This window comes from Bradyrhizobium sp. INPA03-11B (assembly GCF_040446015.1).
In the GTDB taxonomy this organism is placed as follows: Bacteria; Pseudomonadota; Alphaproteobacteria; order Rhizobiales; family Xanthobacteraceae; genus Bradyrhizobium; species Bradyrhizobium macuxiense_A.
In genome coordinates this window covers 1-16,832 of the sequence record NZ_JASGSR010000080.1, presented here as the reverse complement: position 1 = coordinate 16,832, position 16,832 = coordinate 1, and the positions used below count along the sequence as shown (strand labels likewise).

Below are 16,832 nucleotides of genomic sequence, written 5' to 3'. Positions count from 1 at the left end.
TTCCTCTCACGACTTATGTGTGTGGGAGCGGTTTATCCCTCCCCGGCTATATCAGGCGCGAGCGCCCATCCACCCCAAGCGCCCATATGGCTTTGACCCGTCCGGTTGTCCCCCCGGACGGGTCTTTCATTTTGGGGGGTACCTTGCACGACCGACCGACCGGCCGAACGCGGCCGCGGCATCCGGCGCTGCACTGTGTGATCGCGACGGCATGACGGGGCGCGATGGCCGCACCGGTTTGCTGTGGATCTTTTGGCTGCGCCGCGTCGGCAAGCGACGCGCATCGCCATCATGCAAGTCGATGACTTGGCGAAGGTTCGCGCAAGAAACTCCGTAGTAGAGCGGACTTCTTTGATCGCCCGCGGCCGATTAAGAATTTAGTTAGACTTTATTTACCTTTTCCACAGAATATCAGTGTCACGTCCAGTTGATTCGGTTCGGTTGCGTCTGCGTCCGTTTCTTTCCCTGCGGGCAAATTCAATGACACATCGGACCGACGTGGCCAGAGGCCAGGAGATCGTTGCGCGCTGGTGCAACCTCGCCGAGCAAAGGCTGGAGCACCTCAACGAGCTGTTCGAGACCGGACGCTGGCGCCGCTATCACAGTGAGCAAGCCTTTCTCGAGAACATCAGGGAAGCCCGGGCCGCGGTCGACATCTGGCGGGAATTGCTGACTCGTGAAGCCTCGCTCGACAATTCGCCGATCGACCTGTCCTGGCTCGGCCGTGGCAAGTCGAAGCTGCCGCCGCCCGATATCTCGCCGATGCCGGAGCGCCGCGCGGAGGCCGCGACCCTGGCGGAGGCCGCAATGACTGCGGTTGCGGCCGCGTTTGAGACGGCGGCCGAGGTGCTCGAGCGGCCGCCCGTCGTCGCCGACGCGCCGCCGCTGGAGATGCCCCCTGCGGTGATGCCGCCGCCGGTGCTTGACCTCGACACCATCCAGCGACGCTATCCGCTGCTGCGCAACGCGCTGTAGGCGGACGCTCCAGCTATTCTATGATGTCGCGAGATCACCCGCATGCGCGGGTGATGACACCAAAATCCGCGCAAGCGCGCTCCACGTTTGTCGCGAGGGAAAGCCGCTTCGCACTGTTCCGGATCGACCTCTAGCGCCGCACCGCGTTGGCGCCGACCACGAGCTGCGCATATTGCTGGGCGCCGGCCGCCGACAGGTCTGACGTAACAGGGCGGGCGTGGTCGAGCCCGACCACCGCGCCGCGCGGGGTTTCCGAGATCATGTTGTTGTTGATCAGCGCGGAGCCTGCGCCCGGCACCACCGAGACGCCGATGCCGATGAGGGCGTTGCGGACGACATTGCCTGATATCGCGACGTCGCGCAGGTACTTGCCCCAGCCGGCGACGATGCCGAAGGTCGGCGCGTTTTCGATCACATTGCCGGTCACAGTGCTGTCCGCCTCGACATAGATGCCGATGCCGGCCCCGTCGTTCGGATCGGTGCCAACAGGGCGCTTTGGCAACAGATTGCGGATGATGTTGCCCTGGACCACCGCGACGCGGCCGCCTTCGTTGAAATTGCACACGGAGACGCCGATCGCGGCGCCGTCGACGGTATTGTTGGCGATCACAGCGACCTCGAACGAGAACTCCGAGTAGAGCGCGACCTCGCGGACATTGCTGACGCTGTTGTCCGTGATGTGGATGTTGGATGCGGAGTTGCCGCGCACCGCCGAGAAGTCGCAATTGCTGATGCGGTTGCCGCGCACGATCACGTTGCCGGCGCGGAAGGCGTTGATGGCGTTGCCGTACTGTCCAGAGCCGCCGGGGCCGGCCTTGATGTCCTCGATGCGGTTGTCGGCGACGATCGAGCCGTCGTCGCCGATCGCGCTCCGCAGGATCTCGATGCCGTTGTCGCTCGTGCCCTTGATGGTGTTGCGCGAGACGATCAGACCGAGCGCGTCGAACGACACCAATGCCGTCGATGCGATGCCGGTGAAGATGTTGTTGCTGACGTCGCCCGACATCTGCTCGAACCAGATGCCGCTGCCGCCGCTGCCGGTGACCTGGCAATCGGTGATGCGGATGTCGCGGCCGGCCAGGCAATGCACAAGGCCGCGCCGCGCCGGCAGCGGGACGTTGCCGCCGTCGAAGGACAGGCCCATCAGGACGATGCCGCCGGCGCCTTCGGCCTCCAGCAGCGAGGCACCGCCGTTGAACACGAGCCGGCTTGCGCCGCGCACGCCGATCAGCTGGCTGCCGGGCGCCAGCCGCAACAGCCCGCTGCGGTAGACGCCGGGCGGGAACGCCAGCGGCACCTGCGCGCGCGCGGCATCATCGATCGCGCGTTGCAGGTTGCGGGTCTGATCGTCGGGGCTGCTGGGGCGGACGCCATATTGCGTGACGTCGCGGCCGAGCGAGCCGGCAGACTGCGCGGCGCGCACCGCATCCGGCGACATCGCCAGCGCGCCGGCTGCGCCGGCGGCGGATGCTCCAATGAGATGGCGGCGGTTGACGTCCATGGGCATGGCCCTCGCAAACATTCGCGAGCGGTGACGTTCGCGAGTCGAGTGGTAGCGCGAAATGCGGCGTCGCATCGTGAACACGCCGCCGCAGCCGGGCGATTGTTGGCAGTAGGGTTAACTCTCGGTGCAGCCGCTTCACGTTGTCAATCAGCTAAGTGCTCGGTGTCATCACCCGCGAAAGCGGGTGATCCAGTATTCCAGAGACAGTAGTAGCTGAGCCGAGAGGCCGCGGCGTACTGGATCGCCCGGTCGAGCCGGGCGATGACAGTTAAAGATGAGGACGCAGCTTGCTTCCTCACACGATCTGTCTCCGACCAGCATCGCTCACGCGCGCACGGCCTGCCGCGTCAGTTTCACGAACTCCAGCAGCATGGCTTCGCCGGCGTCGACGAGCGCTTCCAGCGTGATGGATGATTTGCCCGGTGCGGCCGTTCCGTCGTGGGCGAGCGGCGGAATATGGACGAACTGTACGAGGCGAAGATCGTTATCGCGGTTTACGGCTTCGATAGCGCGCCAGCTCAGGTAGTTGCAGAGATAGCTGCCGGCATCGCGCGATGCGCGTGCATCGATGCCCGTCGCCAGCGCCGCCCGCAGCAACCTTTCGCTGTGCGGCCCGAACATCATCGCATCGGCGCCGCCTGCGATCGACCCCTTGCGCGCATGCTGGCGGCCGGCGTCGGGAATCCGCGTCGTCACGGCGTTGCGGGCACGGCTTTCGATCCGCAAGTGCGCGCTGCGGCCGGCGAGACCGAACATCAGGAGCGCCTGCGGACGATGGCTTGCGATCAGCTCCGGCAATTCGCGGTCGACGGCCGCGTAGCTGACGTGGAAGATGTGGCTCGACAGCGTAACGTCGTCGAAGGCCGGCCGGCGCAGGGCGACGAGCCGCTTCACCAATGGCATGGTCGGGTTGAACGGCGCACCCGGGAACGGCCCGAAGCCGGTGACGAGGATGCGCAGTCGGCCGCTCAATGCAGCATCTCCGCGATCTGCTCGGCGGCAACCGCGGGCGAGATGCGGCCGCCGGCGACCTCGGCCTCCATCTTCTTCACTTTGGCGCGGATCGCAGCGTCCGAGCGCAGCCGCGCCATCATCCGGCCTTCCAGCATCGACCACATCCACTTCACCTGCTGCTCCCGGCGGCGGGCCGCGAATTCGCCCGAGGCGTTCATCGCGGTGCGGTGGTCGAGGATCTTCTGCCAGAGCTTGTCGAGCCCGGCGCCGGTCAGCGCGGAATAAGTCTCGACCGGCGGATGCCAGTGCTCGGAGCGCGGCGCCAGGATGTGCAGCGCGCTGCGGTAGTCGGCGGCGGCGAGATTGGCGCGCTTGAGGTTGTCGCCATCGGCCTTGTTGATCGCGATCATGTCGGCGAGCTCGACGAGGCCTTTCTTGATGCCCTGCAACTCGTCGCCGGCACCGGGCAGCATCAGCGCGAGGAAGAAATCGGTCATGTCGCAGACTGCGGTCTCGGACTGGCCGATGCCGACGGTCTCGACCAGCACGACGTCGAAGCCGGCGGCCTCGCAGAGCAGCATCGCCTCGCGGGTTTTCGCCGCGACGCCGCCGAGCGTGCCTGACGAAGGAGAGGGGCGGATAAAGGCGGCATCGCTGACGGCAAGCCGCGCCATCCGGGTCTTGTCGCCGAGGATCGAGCCGCCGGTGCGCGCTGAAGAGGGATCGACCGCGAGCACCGCGACCTTGTGGCCGTGCTCGATCAGGAACATGCCGAGCGCATCGATGGTGGTCGACTTGCCGACCCCGGGCGAGCCGGTGATGCCGACCCGCACCGCCTTGCCGGTGTCGGGCAACAGCGCCTGCACCAGCTCGCGCGCGGAGGCCTGGTGGTCGCCGCGCCGGCTCTCGACCAGCGTGATCGCCCGTGCCAGCGCGGCGCGCTGGCCGGCGCGGAGCTGCTGGGCGAGGGCGTGGATGTCGGGGGAGGCAGTTTTCGGCGCAGTCATGGCCATGGTTTACAACGGCCGCCTGTTGCAGGCGAGAGCCGAGTGCTCCGTCGTCCCGGATCGATTGTTGGGATCGGAAATCGGGTGGGTTGACCCGACAGCCGTTCGCTAGATCAGGCTGATGTTCCGCCAAGACCGCGGATCAAGCTTCCGGAGCCTGCCATGACCAGAGCCTATTACAGCACCGTCCTCGATCACCCGCTCGATACCGTGTGGTCGCTGATCCGCGACTTCAACAACTATCCGGCCTATATCGATGGCGTCAGCGAAAGCGTGATCGAGGACGACAGGCGCGGCGACGAGATCGGCGCGATCAGGCGCTTCTGCTATCTCGGGCTGTGGGTCAGGCAACGCCTTGCCGGTCACTCGGACACCCAGCATTCGCTGACCTATGCCAGCATTGAGCAACTGCCGTTCCCGCAGGATACCGGGGCGGATGCACCGAAACCAACCGGCTATGAGGGCACAATGCACCTGCTCCCGATCATCGAGGGCAACCGCACCTTCATCGAATGGTCGGTCAAGCTCGACACGGCGCCCGGCGATGCCGATCGCTGGCTCACCCAGTTCCAGGCCTGGATTCCGGACTGGACAGACTCGCTGATCCGGGCGCTGGCGCGCCGCGAGGTCGCAATCCGCTGAAGAGCGCTATTGCTGATCGTCCGCGTCGCCCTTCGGCCGCGCGCCGGCGAAGATTTTTGCGCCTTGCGGCGTCAGGTACGGCTTCAGCGTCTCCCACGGCACGAAGATCACATATTGGCCTTCAGCGTAGGGGCCGACCGCGTAGGGCGGGTAGTGGAAGGTGAGGCCGGAGCTCTTGCCGGCCTCGGTCGACGGCGCCATGGTCACGGCGCCGATCTTGAGCAGCGTCGGCTTGAGCTCCTTGTACCATTCGGCGGTCGCGGACTCGCCGGCGCCGCGCCGCTTCTTTTCGGCGTTCAGCGCGGCGATGACGGCCTTGCGCATCGCCGTCAGGGTCGGGCCGTTGTCTGCTGTCTCGGTGAAGAAAGGGCGAATGCTGATGCGCTTCTTCTCGGTCGTATCCCACAGGATGGTGTTGACGTCGGAGTTCGGATGCGCACCCAGAGTGTTCATGTAGTCATCGCGCAGCACGCTGACATAGCGGCCGTCGACGATCGAGCGCACCGAATATTTGCGCTCGAAAGAATAGCCGCCGCGTTCCTTGAAGAGATCTGGCTCCTGCTTGCGGTCGGTCGCAGCCTCGGCGGCGTTCTTGTCGATCCACTTCTTGCCTTCGGCGAGGCAATCCGCCGCCAGCGCACTATCGGCCTTGATCTTGTCGTCGAGATAGACGCTGGCCTCGATGCTCGCATTCTTGATGGTGGCGTCGGGCTTTTGATCGGCGGCGCGCGCCGGAAGGCAGAGGCAGGCCACGAGGCCGGCAAGGCCCATGATGCGGGCAGGCGTCATCAAGCGGGCGGCGCGCATGGAAAACTCCTGACGGGAAGGGGACGCGGCGACGCTACTCCGCCGCCGCGCTATGGCCGAGCCGTGCGTTGAGCTTGTGGATCAGCTCCTCGGCGGCATCCGAGATCACGGTGCCGGGCGGGTAGATCGCTTCGGCGCCGGCCTTGTACAGCGCGTCGTAATCCTGCGGCGGCACCACGCCGCCGATGATGATCATGATGTCCTCGCGGCCGTGCTTCTTCAGCGCGGCCTTCAATTCGGGCACCGCGGTCAGATGCGCCGCGGCGAGCGAGGAAACGCCGAGGATATGGACGTCGTTCTCGACCGCCTGGCGGGCGGCCTCATCCGCGGTTGCGAACAGCGGCCCGATATCGACGTCGAAGCCGACATCGGCGAAGGCTGATGCGATCACCTTCTGGCCGCGGTCATGGCCGTCCTGGCCGATCTTCGCGACCAGGATGCGCGGACGGCGGCCTTCGGCCTCCTCGAAGGCGTCGATCAGCGCCTGTACCTTCTCGACCTTGTTGGACATCGCCGCTGCCTCTCGCTTGTAGACGCCGGTGATGGACTTGATCTCGGCGCGGTGGCGGCCGAACACCTTTTCCATCGCGTCCGAAATCTCGCCGACGGTTGCTTTGGCGCGCGCTGCATCGATCGCCAGCGCCAGCAGATTGCCGTTGCCTTCGCCCGCCGAGCGGGTGAGCGCGGCGAGCGCGGCATCGACGTCCTTCTGGTTACGCTCCTTCTTGAGCCGCGCCAGCTTGTCGATCTGCAACCGCCGCACGGTGGAGTTCTCCACCTTCAAGACGTCGATCGGCCGCTCATTCTCGGGCTTGAACTTGTTGACGCCGATCACCGCCTGGCGGCCGGCATCGATCCGCGCCTGGGTCTTGGCGGAGGCTTCCTCGATCCTGAGCTTCGGCACGCCGGCCTCGATCGCCTTGGCCATGCCGCCGAGCGCCTCGACCTCCTGGATGTGACCCCAGGCCTTTTCCGCAAGATCCTGCGTCAGCCGCTCGACATAATAAGAGCCGCCCCAGGGATCGATGATGCGGTTGGTGCCGCTCTCCTGCTGCAGGAACAATTGCGTGTTGCGGGCGATGCGGGCCGAGAAATCGGTCGGCAGCGCCAGCGCCTCGTCGAGTGCGTTGGTGTGCAGCGACTGGGTGTGGCCCTGAGTTGCCGCCATCGCCTCGATCGTGGTGCGCATCACGTTGTTGAACACGTCCTGCGCGGTCAGCGACCAGCCCGAGGTCTGGCAATGCGTGCGCAGACTGAGCGAGCGCGGATCCTTCGGGTTGAACTGCTTCAGCAGCTTGGCCCATAGCAGCCGCGCCGCGCGCATCTTGGCGACTTCCATGAAGAAGTTCATGCCGATCGCCCAGAAGAAGGAGAGGCGGGGGGCAAAACGATCGACGTCGAGGCCTGCGGCAAGGCCGGCACGCAGATATTCGACGCCGTCGGCCAGCGTATAGGCGAGCTCGAGGTCCTGCGTCGCGCCGGCCTCCTGCATGTGATAGCCGGAGATGGAAATGGAATTGTATTTCGGCATCCGCTGCGAGGTGTAGGCGAAGATGTCGGAGATGATCCGCATCGATGGCGCCGGCGGATAGATGTAGGTGTTGCGCACCATGAACTCTTTCAGAATGTCATTCTGAATGGTGCCCGACAGTTTCTCCGGCGGCACGCCCTGTTCCTCGGCGGCGGCAACGAACAGCGCGAGGATCGGCAGCACCGCGCCGTTCATGGTCATCGACACGCTCATCTGGTCGAGCGGGATGCCGGCGAACAGCGTGCGCATGTCGTATATGGAATCGATCGCGACACCGGCCATGCCGACGTCGCCGGAGACGCGCGGATGATCCGAGTCGTAGCCGCGGTGGGTGGCGAGGTCGAACGCGACCGACAGGCCCTTCTGGCCCGCCGCGAGGTTGCGGCGATAGAAGGCGTTGGAATCCTCCGCCGTGGAGAACCCGGCATATTGCCGGATGGTCCAGGGCTGGTTGACATACATGGTCGGGTAGGGGCCGCGCAGATAAGGCGCAATCCCCGGCCAGGTCTCGAGGAAGTCGATGCCTGCGAGATCGGCCTCGCTGTAGGTGGACTTCACCGGAATGCCCTCGGGCGTCAGCCACGGTTCAGTGCTCGCGGCCGGCATGGCCGTGGCAACGGGCTGGAAGGCGACATCGGCGAAATTGGGAATGCGGGTCATTCCTTGGCTTCCTTAGTCATGGTCCGGATGCTGGTGGCTGACGATGGTCGCCATCTTGTCCGGTCCGTAATTCTGCATCGTGGTCTGGCTCGGCAGATTGGCGATCCCGACCACCCAGCCGTGGCGGGACTCGGTTCCGAACTGCTGCGTCGGGATCACCCGGTCGGGCCGGTCGAAGGCGCCGGTCATGATCTCGATGCGGGGGCCGTCGATCCGGCGGAAGCTGAGCGGCGTGCCGCAGGCCGCGCAGAAATCGCGCTCGGCGATCGAGGAGGATTTGAACGCCGCCGGCTTGCCTCGGGTCCAGGCGAAATCCTCCTTGTTGATGTCGGCGAAGGAGGCGAAGGGCGCCCCGGAGGCCTTCTGGCACATCCGGCAGTGGCAGATGCTGACCCGGTTCGGTGCGGCTGACACCGCAAAGCGCACGGCGCCACACTGGCAGCCGCCGGTCAGAACGGGTTTCGCTGCTGCCTCTGCCGTCATGCCTGCTCCATCCGCCGATAGGCGTCGCGCAATGTCGCCAGCGCGTCACCGCCGGCGAAGACGAACTCACCGATGCCGGCTGCCCGCAGCGCCGCTTCCTGGTCGCCGGGCCGCCCTGCCAGATAGATATGCCTTGCTCCGGCGCCGTGAAGGGCCTTGGCGGCCTCCGCGGCGCCGGCGGCATAGACCTTATCGGAGGAACAAATGCACGCCATCGCGGCGCCCGAGGCCTTGAAGGCCGCGGCGAGCGCCGCCGGGTCGGCAATGCCCTCGCTGTCGATGGCCTCGATCCCGCCGGTTTCGAAGAAGCTCTTTGCAAATGTGGCGCGGGCCGTGAAATCCGCCGGCGTGCCGAGATTGGCGAGGAAGATCTTCGGCCGTGAGCCGCGTGCCTTCAGCGCGGCGTCCGACTTGTCGCGCAACGCCTCGAACGGCTCGGCGAGCCGCATCGGGACGAGGGCATCGAAGGTGACCTTGGCACCGGCTGATGACACCGGCGCTGACGGTTTGATGTCCAGCACTGCGAGGACGTCTTCGTGCAGGTTCGGGAATTCGCTGGCGCCGGTCAGCACGTCGCGGCGCTTCGCCACATTGGTTTCGCGCTGCGTCCGCGTCGCGGCAACCTTCTTCTGCACTAGACCCTGCTCGAGTGCGGAGAAGATGCCGCCGGCCTTCTCGATCTCCTGGAACAGCGCCCACGCCGCCTCGCAAAGCTGCGAGGTCAAGGTTTCGATGCCGCCGGCGCCGGCCGCCGGATCGGAGACCTTGGCGAGATTGGACTCGTCGAGCAGCACGAGCTGGGTGTTGCGGGCCACACGCCGCGCGAAATCATCCGGCAGGCCGAGCGCAAGCGTGTGCGGCAGCACGGTGATCGCATTGGCGCCGCCGAGCCCGGCGGCAAAGGTCGCGATCGTCGCACGCAGCATGTTCACGTTGGGGTCGCGCTGGGTCAGCATCCGCCAGGCGGTCTGCGCGTTGACGAAGATCGGTTTCGGCGCGAGGCCGCAAGCCTGTTCGACCCGCGCCCATAACAGTCGCAGCGCGCGGAATTTCGCCATGGTCAGGAACTGGTCGGCATCGGCGCTGAGGCGGAACGAGATTGCGGCGCGCGCCGCATCGAGGTCGATCCCGGCAGCTTCCAGCATGCGCAGATAGGCGAGGCCGAGCGCGAGCGTGAAGGCGAGCTCCTGCACCTCGGAGCCGCCGGCATCGTGCACCGGCCGGCCGTCGGCCAGCACGAACGGCCCCTTGAAGCCTCGCTTGATCAGGCCGTTGACGACCTGGCCGAACGACTTTTCGTAATTCGGCCAGGCGATGGCCGCGGCACCGCGCACCGCCATGGTGCTGAGCGCCTGGTAATTGAAATGCAGGTCGAGCTTGGCGGGATCGAGCTTGCGGGCCTCGACCATGTCGGCGAACGTTTCGCCGGCGTTCTCGCGGCCGATCACCGGGTTGAGCGCGATCATGATGCCGGCATCGAGATGGATGCCGCCGCAGGCCCGCGCCAGCGTCTTCTTGCTGGCATCGGCAAGTCCGAAGCCGCGGGTGCCGGGACCGCCGGCGAATTCGAATTCGAGGCCGGTCGCGCCGTTCTCGAGATCATGCAGCGCCTGTGCATTGGCCTGCGCGGCATCGGGATGATCGACCCGCTGCAGGATATGCCAGGGCATCGCGGCGGCGCGGCCCGGAAGCGGACTGGCGTTGGTGGCGCGGCGGTAGATCGGATCGATCTTCACGCCATCATAGGTCTTGCCGACCAGCTTCTCGAACGGGGCGCCCTTCAGCACGCCGTCGACCAGCTTGCGCCAGTCGTCATAGGTCGCAGCCGGAAAATCCGAAGCCAGAGGCAAGTCGTCAGTCGAGGTCGTCATCCGCCCAAATCGTCCTTCACCGGCCCCGCGAGGGAGCCCCTTGATTTGGCCGGAAATTGCCACGGGCGGGCGGCCAAGCCAAACTTTTGTTTGCGGCCGTTCGACTTTTAATCGGGGTCCGCAAGACGGAAAATACCGTCGGTAGAGACGTTTGCCAGCGCATCCGCGACGCGGCGCCCGGCAATGACGCGGTCGGGAACGATCTCGGCCAGCGGCACCAGCACGAAGGCGCGCTCGAACAGACGCGGGTGCGGCAGTGTCAGTTCCGGCTTGTCGAGTGTGACGTCGTCATAGGCGATCAAATCGAGGTCGAGGGTGCGCGGCCCCCAGCGCTGCTCGTTCTTGCGGTCGCGGCCGAATTTGGTTTCGATCTTGTGCAGCGTGAACAGCAGCGCATGCGGATCGAGGCTGGTGTCGATCTCGATGCAGGCATTGATGAAGCTGTCCTGCTGCTGATCGCCCCACGGCGGCGTCGAATAATCCGACGAGCGCGCCACGAGCGCCGCCTGCGTCATGCCGCAGATATTGGCGATCGCCTTGCGAAACGTCGTACGGACATCGCCGACATTGCCGCCAAGTGCGATCAGGACATCAGCCATCAGGTCAACCGTGCGCCGGCGGATGGCGCGAGCGGGTCAGCACCACGCCGACATCGTCGAAGATCGCCGCGATCGGTGCATGCGGCTTGTGCACGGTGACCTTGACGGCCCTGATGCGCGGGAAGGTCGCCAGGATATCCTCGGCCACCGCGCCGGCGGCGCGCTCGAGCAGCTTGTAATTGGTGTTCTTGAACGCGGACGTCGCGGTCGCCACCACGTTGGAGTAGGACACCGTGTCGGAAAGGCGATCGGTGCGTGAGGATTCCGAGAGGTCGGTGTAGAGCTCGAGGTCGATGACGAAGCGCTGCCCGACCTCGGTCTCATGTTCCATCACGCCATGGCGGGCATGGATGACGATCCCGGTGATGAAGATCGTGTCGGTCATTGCTGTCCCTCGATTGCCGCGGCCACCCGCAGCGCCTGAACGGTTTCGGCGACGTCATGCGCGCGGATGATGCGGGCGCCGTTTCGCGCCGCGATCAGGTGCGCGGCGAGCGAGCCGCCGATCCGCTGTTGCGGCTCCGACGGCACGACCGTGCTGATGAAGCGCTTGCGCGAGGCGCCGACCAGCACCGGCAGGCGGAACGCGTCGAGCTCTGACAGCCGCGCCAGCGCGATCATGCTCTGCTCCGGTGTCTTGCCGAAGCCGATGCCGGGATCGAGCACGATCCGGTCGGACGCAATGCCGGTGCGCGCCGCGATCTCGAGCGAGCGTTCGAAGAACGCCGTGATGTCCTGCATGATGTCGATCGAAGGATCGGCGCTCTCGCGATTGTGCATGACGATCACGGGCGCGCCGCGTGCGGCGACGACGGCCGCCATGCCGGCGTCGCGCTGCAGGCCCCAGACGTCATTGGCGATCGCAGCACCCTGGTCGAGCGCCCAGGCCACCACCTCGGATTTCATACTGTCGATCGAGACCGGCACGCCGAGCGCGATCACCTCGGCCAGCACCGGTTTCAGCCGCGCCAGTTCGGCCTCGGCGGTGACCGGCTGCGAGCCATAGGGGCGGGTCGATTCCGCGCCGATGTCGATGATGTCGGCGCCCTCGGCGACCAGCCTGCGGGCCTGCGCCAACGCCTGTTCGGGTGCAATGAACTGGCCGCCGTCGGAGAACGAGTCCGGCGTCACGTTCAGGATGCCCATGACAGCCGGATACGGCCGCGACAGCAGCGCCGGCAGCACCGCTGATACGGCCGGGCCGGTCACGACAGATGCTATGGGCTTGGTCGCCATCATGCGCAGGCTTTGCGCTGACCGCCGCGGCAAGTCAAGGTGTCGCGGACGCGCGTGGCGCCGGCGGCGCCGAATGCCGCTAAGGCAGGCTAATAGGTGATGCTAATAGGTGATTTTGGGAGGCAGCTTGCGTGCCTCTTCAATCAGCAGCTCGACTGACTTCTCGGAAGGCATCACGCGAACGAGCTTACGCCGCACATTGGCGTCCTTCATGCTCTGTGCCAGACGCGACGGGTTGCGGTGGGCGAGCTCGCGCACCGTGGTGACGCCGGCGGCGCGGACCAGGCCGACCTTCGCCTTGCCCATGCCGGGAATCCGCATGTAGTCGGAGATGTTGGCCCATTCGAGCAGTTGTTGTTCGCTGATCCCGGTCTTGGCGGCGAGCGCCTTGCGTCCCTTGACGGTGCGGGCGGCTTCAAGCAGCGCGTCGGTCGTGCGGATACCCTGCGATTTCAGTTTGGTGGCGCAATAGGCGGACAGGCCTTCGATCTCGGAGAGGGGGTATGTCATGATACTCGTATGCAGGTAGAAGGGAGCGCGCGTGAAATGGCGTTTTGGGAGAATGCTTCAGGCAAACTGGCTGAGGCCCGGCGTCCCCGAGATGATCTCGCCCATTTGATCCGCTCCGATTTTGTCGCGGCCGAACTTGAAAAGTTCACGCGCGACGTTCTGAATTTCACCCATGCTCAAGCCAAGCGACATGAGACGGGTGCCGACAGCCATCAGCCCGCCACCCATCAACCGCGACAGACCGCCACTGTTGTTGGAGGCGGCAATAGCCGCTTCGGCGCCGGGGATTTGGTCGATCAGAGCCTGGACTTTGTCGGAAGGTCCCTCGTTACGGAGGAAACCCAGAACGATGCCGATGGTTTTCTCAGCGACAGCGCTATCGATGCCGGCCTTCGCGGCCAGCTGTCCAACCAATTCGTCCATCTTGCCCCGCCTCAACCGGACTTTGCCGGATCGTTCTTGAGGATTTATCTTGAGCGCCTGTGTCACGAAATTCAAGCGATCAGCGCATTTCAGCTCGTTTTCTTTTTCGATCGCGTTGTGACTGTTGCCTCGCTGCAAGAGTGAGCGGCGGATTCACACCATCTTGTCGCAATGCGCAATGCCTTTCGTCACTTTGCCGGGAATAAAGTATGAGGAACTAGTGCAGCGACAATAGACGTCGGCATCGGCTGACGGTTTTCAATCGACCCGCAAGATGCAATATGATGGATGGCAGCAGTTCGGTACCGACCGGGCGCGACATCGAACCGGGTGCGATGATCGAAACGATCTAAATCTGCGCGAAGAGGCGATGCGATGGCGACCCCCGACAACAAGCTGGCCGATACGGACCAGAAAATTTTTATCGGCAAGGGTGAGGAGACTGCCTGGCTGACGCTGGCGCTGGCCAATCGGCATGGCCTTGTTACCGGCGCGACCGGAACCGGCAAGACCGTCTCGCTTCAGGTGATGGCCGAAGGATTTGCGCGCGCCGGCGTTCCGGTTTTCGCAGCCGACATCAAGGGTGATCTCTCCGGTATCTCCGAAGTCGGGGAGGCCAAGGACTTTATTGTGAAGCGCGCCCAGGAAATGGGCTTGACCTTCCAGCCCGATCAATTCTCGACCGTGTTCTGGGACGTGTTCGGCGAGCAGGGCCATCCGGTGCGCGCCACCGTCACCGAGATGGGACCGCTGCTGCTGTCGCGGATGCTCGATCTGAACGACGTGCAGGAGGGCGTGCTCAACGTTGCCTTCCGTGTCGCCGACGAGAATGGCCTCGCGCTGATCGACATGAAGGATCTGCGCGCCCTGCTGGATGCGATCGCACCCGACGGCAGCAAGAAGGGGGCTGACGACGGGGAAGATCCGCTGGCGTCGATCCGCAAGGCCGCGCAGAGCTACGGCAACGTGTCCAAGGCGACGGTCGGAACGATCCAGCGTCAGCTTCTGGTGCTCGAGAACCAGGGCGGCGCGAAGTTCTTCGGTGAGCCGGCGCTGACGCTGAAGGATTTCATGCGGACCGACCGCGACGGCCGCGGCATGGTTAATATTCTTGTCGCCGACAAGCTGATGCAGAGCCCGCGGCTTTACGCCACGTTCCTGCTCTGGATGCTGTCGGAACTGTTCGAGGAATTGCCGGAGGCCGGCGACCTGCCGAAGCCGAAGCTGGTGTTCTTCTTCGACGAGGCGCATCTGTTGTTCACCGATGCGCCGAAGGCGCTGATGGACAAGATCGAGCAGGTGGTGCGGCTGATCCGCTCCAAGGGCGTCGGCGTCTATTTCGTCACGCAGAATCCGATCGACGTGCCGGACAAGGTGCTGGCGCAGCTCGGCAACCGTGTACAGCACGCGCTGCGCGCCTTCACGCCGCGCGACCAGAAGGCCGTTGCCGCGGCCGCACAGACCTTCCGGCCCAATCCGAAGCTCGATACCGCACGGGTGATCATGGAGCTCGGCAAGGGCGAGGCGCTGGGCTCGTTCCTCGAGGGGGCTGGCACGCCGTCGATGGTCGAGCGCGTCATGGTGCGGCCGCCGTCGGCGCGGATCGGGCCGATCACGCCGGAGGAACGCAAGGCGATCATGGATGCGAGCCCGGTGAAGGGCAAATACGACACCGCGATCGACGCCGAATCCGCCTACGAGATCATCCAGAAGCGGCTATCGGGCGCGGCGGCGCCGGCCGATGGTGGCGCTGGCGGCGGGGGTGGCGGCATCCTCGGCCAGATCGGCGCGATCGCCGCCACGATCTTCGGCACCAACGTCAAGCGCGGCCGGCTCTCTACCGGGCAAGTGATCGCGCGCAACGTCACGCGCTCGGTGACAGACAAGGTGGTCGGCGGCGTGGTCGCAGATCTCGGCAAGTCGGTCGGCGGTTCGGTTGGCGGCTCGATCGGCCGCGCGTTGGTGCGCGGCGCGCTCGGCGGAATCCTGCGCAGGTAGCATCGCGACGATCCGGCTGGATGGGTAACCGGCTTTGCCTGTGGCGGCCGGCGCGCTACAACTCTGCGCAATGTCCAAACAAAAAGGATATCCGCGATGTCCAACGCCAAGCTGCAGCCCGTTCTCGACCGCATCGATGCCGATTTCGACAACAGTCTCGAGCGGCTGTTCACGCTGCTGCGGATCAAATCGATCTCGGCCGATCCGGCCTTCGCCAATGACTGCAAGGCGGCTGCCGATCATCTCGCCAAGGATATCGCAACCCTCGGTTTCAAGACCGAGGTGCGTCCGACCGCCGGCCATCCGGCCGTGGTCGGCAAGCTGAACGGCTCGACCGACGGGCGCCCGCATGTGCTGTTCTATGGGCACTATGACGTGCAGCCGGTCGATCCCTTGAATCTCTGGCACCGTCCGCCGTTCGAGCCGGTGGTGACCGACCATGCCGACGGGCGCAAGATCATCGTCGCGCGCGGCGCCGAGGACGACAAGGGACAGTTGATGACCTTCATCGAGGCCTGCCGCGCCTGGAAGAATGTGGCGGGATCGCTGCCGGTCGACATCACCATCATCATCGAGGGCGAGGAGGAGATCGGCTCGAAGAATTTCGTGCCGTTCCTCGAGGCGAACAAGGCCGAGCTCAAGGCCGACTTCGCCCTGGTCTGCGACACCGGCATGTGGGACCCCAACACGCCGGCGATCACCACCTCGCTGCGCGGCCTGGTCTATGACGAAGTCAAGATCAAGGCTGCCAAGCGCGACCTGCATTCCGGCGTGTTCGGCGGCGGCGCGCAGAACCCGATCCGCGTGCTGACGCGGATCCTCGGCGGCCTGCATGACGACAACGGCCACATCACCATCCCCGGTTTCTATGATGGCGTGAAGGATCTGCCGCCGGACATCCTGGCGCAGTGGAAGCAGCTCAATCTGACGCCGGAAAGCTTCCTCAAGCCGATCGGCCTCTCGGTGCCCGCCGGCGAGAAGGATCGGCTCCTGATCGAGCAGGTTTCCTCACGGCCGACCTGCGACATCAACGGCATCATCGGCGGCTATACCGGCGAGGGCTCGAAAACGGTGATCGCGGCCGAGGCGTCGGCGAAGGTCTCGTTCCGCCTGGTCGAGGGACAGGATCCGGAGAATATCCGAAACGCATTCCGCGATTACGTGAAGGCGCGGGTGCCGGCGGACTGCAAGGCGGAGTTCACCGATCATTCCTCAGCGCCGGCGATCGCGCTCGACTGGAACATGAAGCCGCTGGCGGCCGCCCGCCGCGCACTGACCGACGAATGGGGCAAGGAGGCGCTCTTGATCGGCTCCGGCGCCTCGATCCCGATCGTCGCCGACTTCAAGCGCACGCTCGGCCTCGACAGTGTGCTGGTCGGCTTCGGTCTCGACGACGACAATATCCATTCGCCGAACGAGAAGTACGACCTCAAGAGCTATCACAAGGGCATCCGCTCCTGGGCGCGGATTTTGGCGGCCTTCGCCGACACCAAATAAGGCAAGAAGCCCCGCACGTAAAAACGCCGCCCGGAATTGGGCGGCGTTTTGATTTGCGTGTAGCAACCATTAAGTCGTGACGCCGGTTTCGCGCCAAGGCGTCCCGCGCTGTACGACGGTGTTGGCATAGATCAG

At 65.2% G+C, this 16,832-nt stretch carries 16 protein-coding genes; 4 read left to right on the top strand and 12 right to left on the bottom strand.

Going from position 1 to position 16,832, the window contains the following annotated elements; translation table 11 throughout:
* Nucleotides 1-480: 480 nt before the first annotated feature.
* Nucleotides 481-975 carry a TIGR03809 family protein gene (locus QMZ05_RS27845; protein WP_353703668.1) on the top strand — a complete coding sequence of 165 codons (495 nt, stop codon included), beginning with the start codon at nucleotides 481-483 and terminating at the stop codon, nucleotides 973-975.
* Nucleotides 976-1,105: 130 nt separating this feature from the next.
* Here QMZ05_RS27845 and QMZ05_RS27840 read toward each other — a convergent pair whose 3' ends face one another.
* The 3 genes from QMZ05_RS27840 to meaB form a co-directional block, all read right to left on the bottom strand.
* The gene (locus QMZ05_RS27840; RefSeq protein ID WP_353703667.1) at nucleotides 1,106-2,476 is read right to left on the bottom strand and encodes a TIGR03808 family TAT-translocated repetitive protein; all 1,371 of its coding nucleotides are present in this window, start codon (nucleotides 2,474-2,476) and stop codon (nucleotides 1,106-1,108) included.
* A 327-nt stretch (nucleotides 2,477-2,803) separates the two neighbouring features.
* Nucleotides 2,804-3,451, bottom strand: coding sequence for a pyroglutamyl-peptidase I (locus QMZ05_RS27835; RefSeq protein WP_353703666.1), 648 nt, complete (start codon nucleotides 3,449-3,451; stop codon nucleotides 2,804-2,806).
* Entirely contained in the window at nucleotides 3,448-4,440 is a 993-nt protein-coding gene (gene meaB, locus QMZ05_RS27830; protein WP_353703665.1) for a methylmalonyl Co-A mutase-associated GTPase MeaB, read from the bottom strand. The genes QMZ05_RS27835 and meaB overlap by 4 nt, the downstream gene beginning before the upstream one ends.
* Nucleotides 4,441-4,602: 162 nt before the next feature.
* Between meaB and QMZ05_RS27825 the strand changes: the two genes are divergently transcribed.
* Nucleotides 4,603-5,082, top strand: coding sequence for an SRPBCC family protein (locus QMZ05_RS27825; protein ID WP_353703664.1), 480 nt, complete (start codon nucleotides 4,603-4,605; stop codon nucleotides 5,080-5,082).
* Between the two features lie 6 nt (nucleotides 5,083-5,088).
* Here QMZ05_RS27825 and QMZ05_RS27820 read toward each other — a convergent pair whose 3' ends face one another.
* From QMZ05_RS27820 to QMZ05_RS27780, 9 genes are all read right to left on the bottom strand, one after another.
* A complete protein-coding gene (locus QMZ05_RS27820) occupies nucleotides 5,089-5,853 on the bottom strand; it encodes a DUF3298 domain-containing protein (protein WP_353703682.1) in 765 nt (254 codons plus the stop codon).
* Nucleotides 5,854-5,923: 70 nt separating this feature from the next.
* Complete coding sequence (gene scpA / locus QMZ05_RS27815) at nucleotides 5,924-8,080, bottom strand: methylmalonyl-CoA mutase (protein WP_353703663.1); 2,157 nt, start codon at nucleotides 8,078-8,080, stop codon at nucleotides 5,924-5,926.
* A 12-nt stretch (nucleotides 8,081-8,092) separates the two neighbouring features.
* Nucleotides 8,093-8,563, bottom strand: coding sequence for a GFA family protein (locus QMZ05_RS27810; protein WP_353703662.1), 471 nt, complete (start codon nucleotides 8,561-8,563; stop codon nucleotides 8,093-8,095).
* Complete coding sequence (locus QMZ05_RS27805; RefSeq protein ID WP_353703661.1) at nucleotides 8,560-10,434, bottom strand: methylmalonyl-CoA mutase subunit beta; 1,875 nt, start codon at nucleotides 10,432-10,434, stop codon at nucleotides 8,560-8,562. The genes QMZ05_RS27810 and QMZ05_RS27805 overlap by 4 nt, the downstream gene beginning before the upstream one ends.
* Before the next feature lie 107 nt (nucleotides 10,435-10,541).
* Nucleotides 10,542-11,033 carry a 2-amino-4-hydroxy-6-hydroxymethyldihydropteridine diphosphokinase gene (gene folK, locus QMZ05_RS27800; RefSeq protein WP_353703660.1) on the bottom strand — a complete coding sequence of 164 codons (492 nt, stop codon included), beginning with the start codon at nucleotides 11,031-11,033 and terminating at the stop codon, nucleotides 10,542-10,544.
* Between the two features lie 4 nt (nucleotides 11,034-11,037).
* Nucleotides 11,038-11,418: a dihydroneopterin aldolase gene (folB, locus tag QMZ05_RS27795; RefSeq protein ID WP_353703659.1), complete on the bottom strand. Its 381-nt coding sequence runs from the start codon at nucleotides 11,416-11,418 to the stop codon at nucleotides 11,038-11,040.
* Complete coding sequence (gene folP, locus QMZ05_RS27790; RefSeq protein WP_353703681.1) at nucleotides 11,415-12,269, bottom strand: dihydropteroate synthase; 855 nt, start codon at nucleotides 12,267-12,269, stop codon at nucleotides 11,415-11,417. The genes folB and folP overlap by 4 nt, the downstream gene beginning before the upstream one ends.
* Before the next feature lie 102 nt (nucleotides 12,270-12,371).
* Nucleotides 12,372-12,779 carry a DUF4332 domain-containing protein gene (locus QMZ05_RS27785; protein WP_018270650.1) on the bottom strand — a complete coding sequence of 136 codons (408 nt, stop codon included), beginning with the start codon at nucleotides 12,777-12,779 and terminating at the stop codon, nucleotides 12,372-12,374.
* Between the two features lie 57 nt (nucleotides 12,780-12,836).
* Complete coding sequence (locus QMZ05_RS27780) at nucleotides 12,837-13,202, bottom strand: hypothetical protein (RefSeq protein WP_074131304.1); 366 nt, start codon at nucleotides 13,200-13,202, stop codon at nucleotides 12,837-12,839.
* A gap of 375 nt (nucleotides 13,203-13,577) precedes the next feature.
* Between QMZ05_RS27780 and QMZ05_RS27775 the strand changes: the two genes are divergently transcribed.
* Nucleotides 13,578-15,200 carry a helicase HerA-like domain-containing protein gene (locus tag QMZ05_RS27775; RefSeq protein WP_353703658.1) on the top strand — a complete coding sequence of 541 codons (1,623 nt, stop codon included), beginning with the start codon at nucleotides 13,578-13,580 and terminating at the stop codon, nucleotides 15,198-15,200.
* 96 nt (nucleotides 15,201-15,296) lie between these two features.
* Nucleotides 15,297-16,697: a M20/M25/M40 family metallo-hydrolase gene (locus QMZ05_RS27770; RefSeq protein WP_353703657.1), complete on the top strand. Its 1,401-nt coding sequence runs from the start codon at nucleotides 15,297-15,299 to the stop codon at nucleotides 16,695-16,697.
* The last annotated feature ends 135 nt before the right edge of the window (nucleotides 16,698-16,832 follow it).

Bases quoted from the DNA above. Each gene is read 5' to 3' on its own strand.
- QMZ05_RS27845 (WP_353703668.1), top strand. From the start codon at position 481: ATGACACATCGGACCGACGTGGCCAGAGGCCAGGAGATCGTTGCGCGC.
- QMZ05_RS27840 (WP_353703667.1), bottom strand. From the start codon at position 2,476: ATGGACGTCAACCGCCGCCATCTCATTGGAGCATCCGCCGCCGGCGCA.
- meaB (WP_353703665.1), bottom strand. From the start codon at position 4,440: ATGACTGCGCCGAAAACTGCCTCCCCCGACATCCACGCCCTCGCCCAG.
- QMZ05_RS27825 (WP_353703664.1), top strand. From the start codon at position 4,603: ATGACCAGAGCCTATTACAGCACCGTCCTCGATCACCCGCTCGATACC.
- QMZ05_RS27820 (WP_353703682.1), bottom strand. From the start codon at position 5,853: ATGGGCCTTGCCGGCCTCGTGGCCTGCCTCTGCCTTCCGGCGCGCGCC.
- scpA (WP_353703663.1), bottom strand. From the start codon at position 8,080: ATGACCCGCATTCCCAATTTCGCCGATGTCGCCTTCCAGCCCGTTGCC.
- QMZ05_RS27810 (WP_353703662.1), bottom strand. From the start codon at position 8,563: ATGACGGCAGAGGCAGCAGCGAAACCCGTTCTGACCGGCGGCTGCCAG.
- QMZ05_RS27805 (WP_353703661.1), bottom strand. From the start codon at position 10,434: ATGACGACCTCGACTGACGACTTGCCTCTGGCTTCGGATTTTCCGGCT.
- folK (WP_353703660.1), bottom strand. From the start codon at position 11,033: ATGGCTGATGTCCTGATCGCACTTGGCGGCAATGTCGGCGATGTCCGT.
- folB (WP_353703659.1), bottom strand. From the start codon at position 11,418: ATGACCGACACGATCTTCATCACCGGGATCGTCATCCATGCCCGCCAT.
- folP (WP_353703681.1), bottom strand. From the start codon at position 12,269: ATGGCGACCAAGCCCATAGCATCTGTCGTGACCGGCCCGGCCGTATCA.
- QMZ05_RS27785 (WP_018270650.1), bottom strand. From the start codon at position 12,779: ATGACATACCCCCTCTCCGAGATCGAAGGCCTGTCCGCCTATTGCGCC.
- QMZ05_RS27780 (WP_074131304.1), bottom strand. From the start codon at position 13,202: ATGGACGAATTGGTTGGACAGCTGGCCGCGAAGGCCGGCATCGATAGC.
- QMZ05_RS27775 (WP_353703658.1), top strand. From the start codon at position 13,578: ATGGCGACCCCCGACAACAAGCTGGCCGATACGGACCAGAAAATTTTT.
- QMZ05_RS27770 (WP_353703657.1), top strand. From the start codon at position 15,297: ATGTCCAACGCCAAGCTGCAGCCCGTTCTCGACCGCATCGATGCCGAT.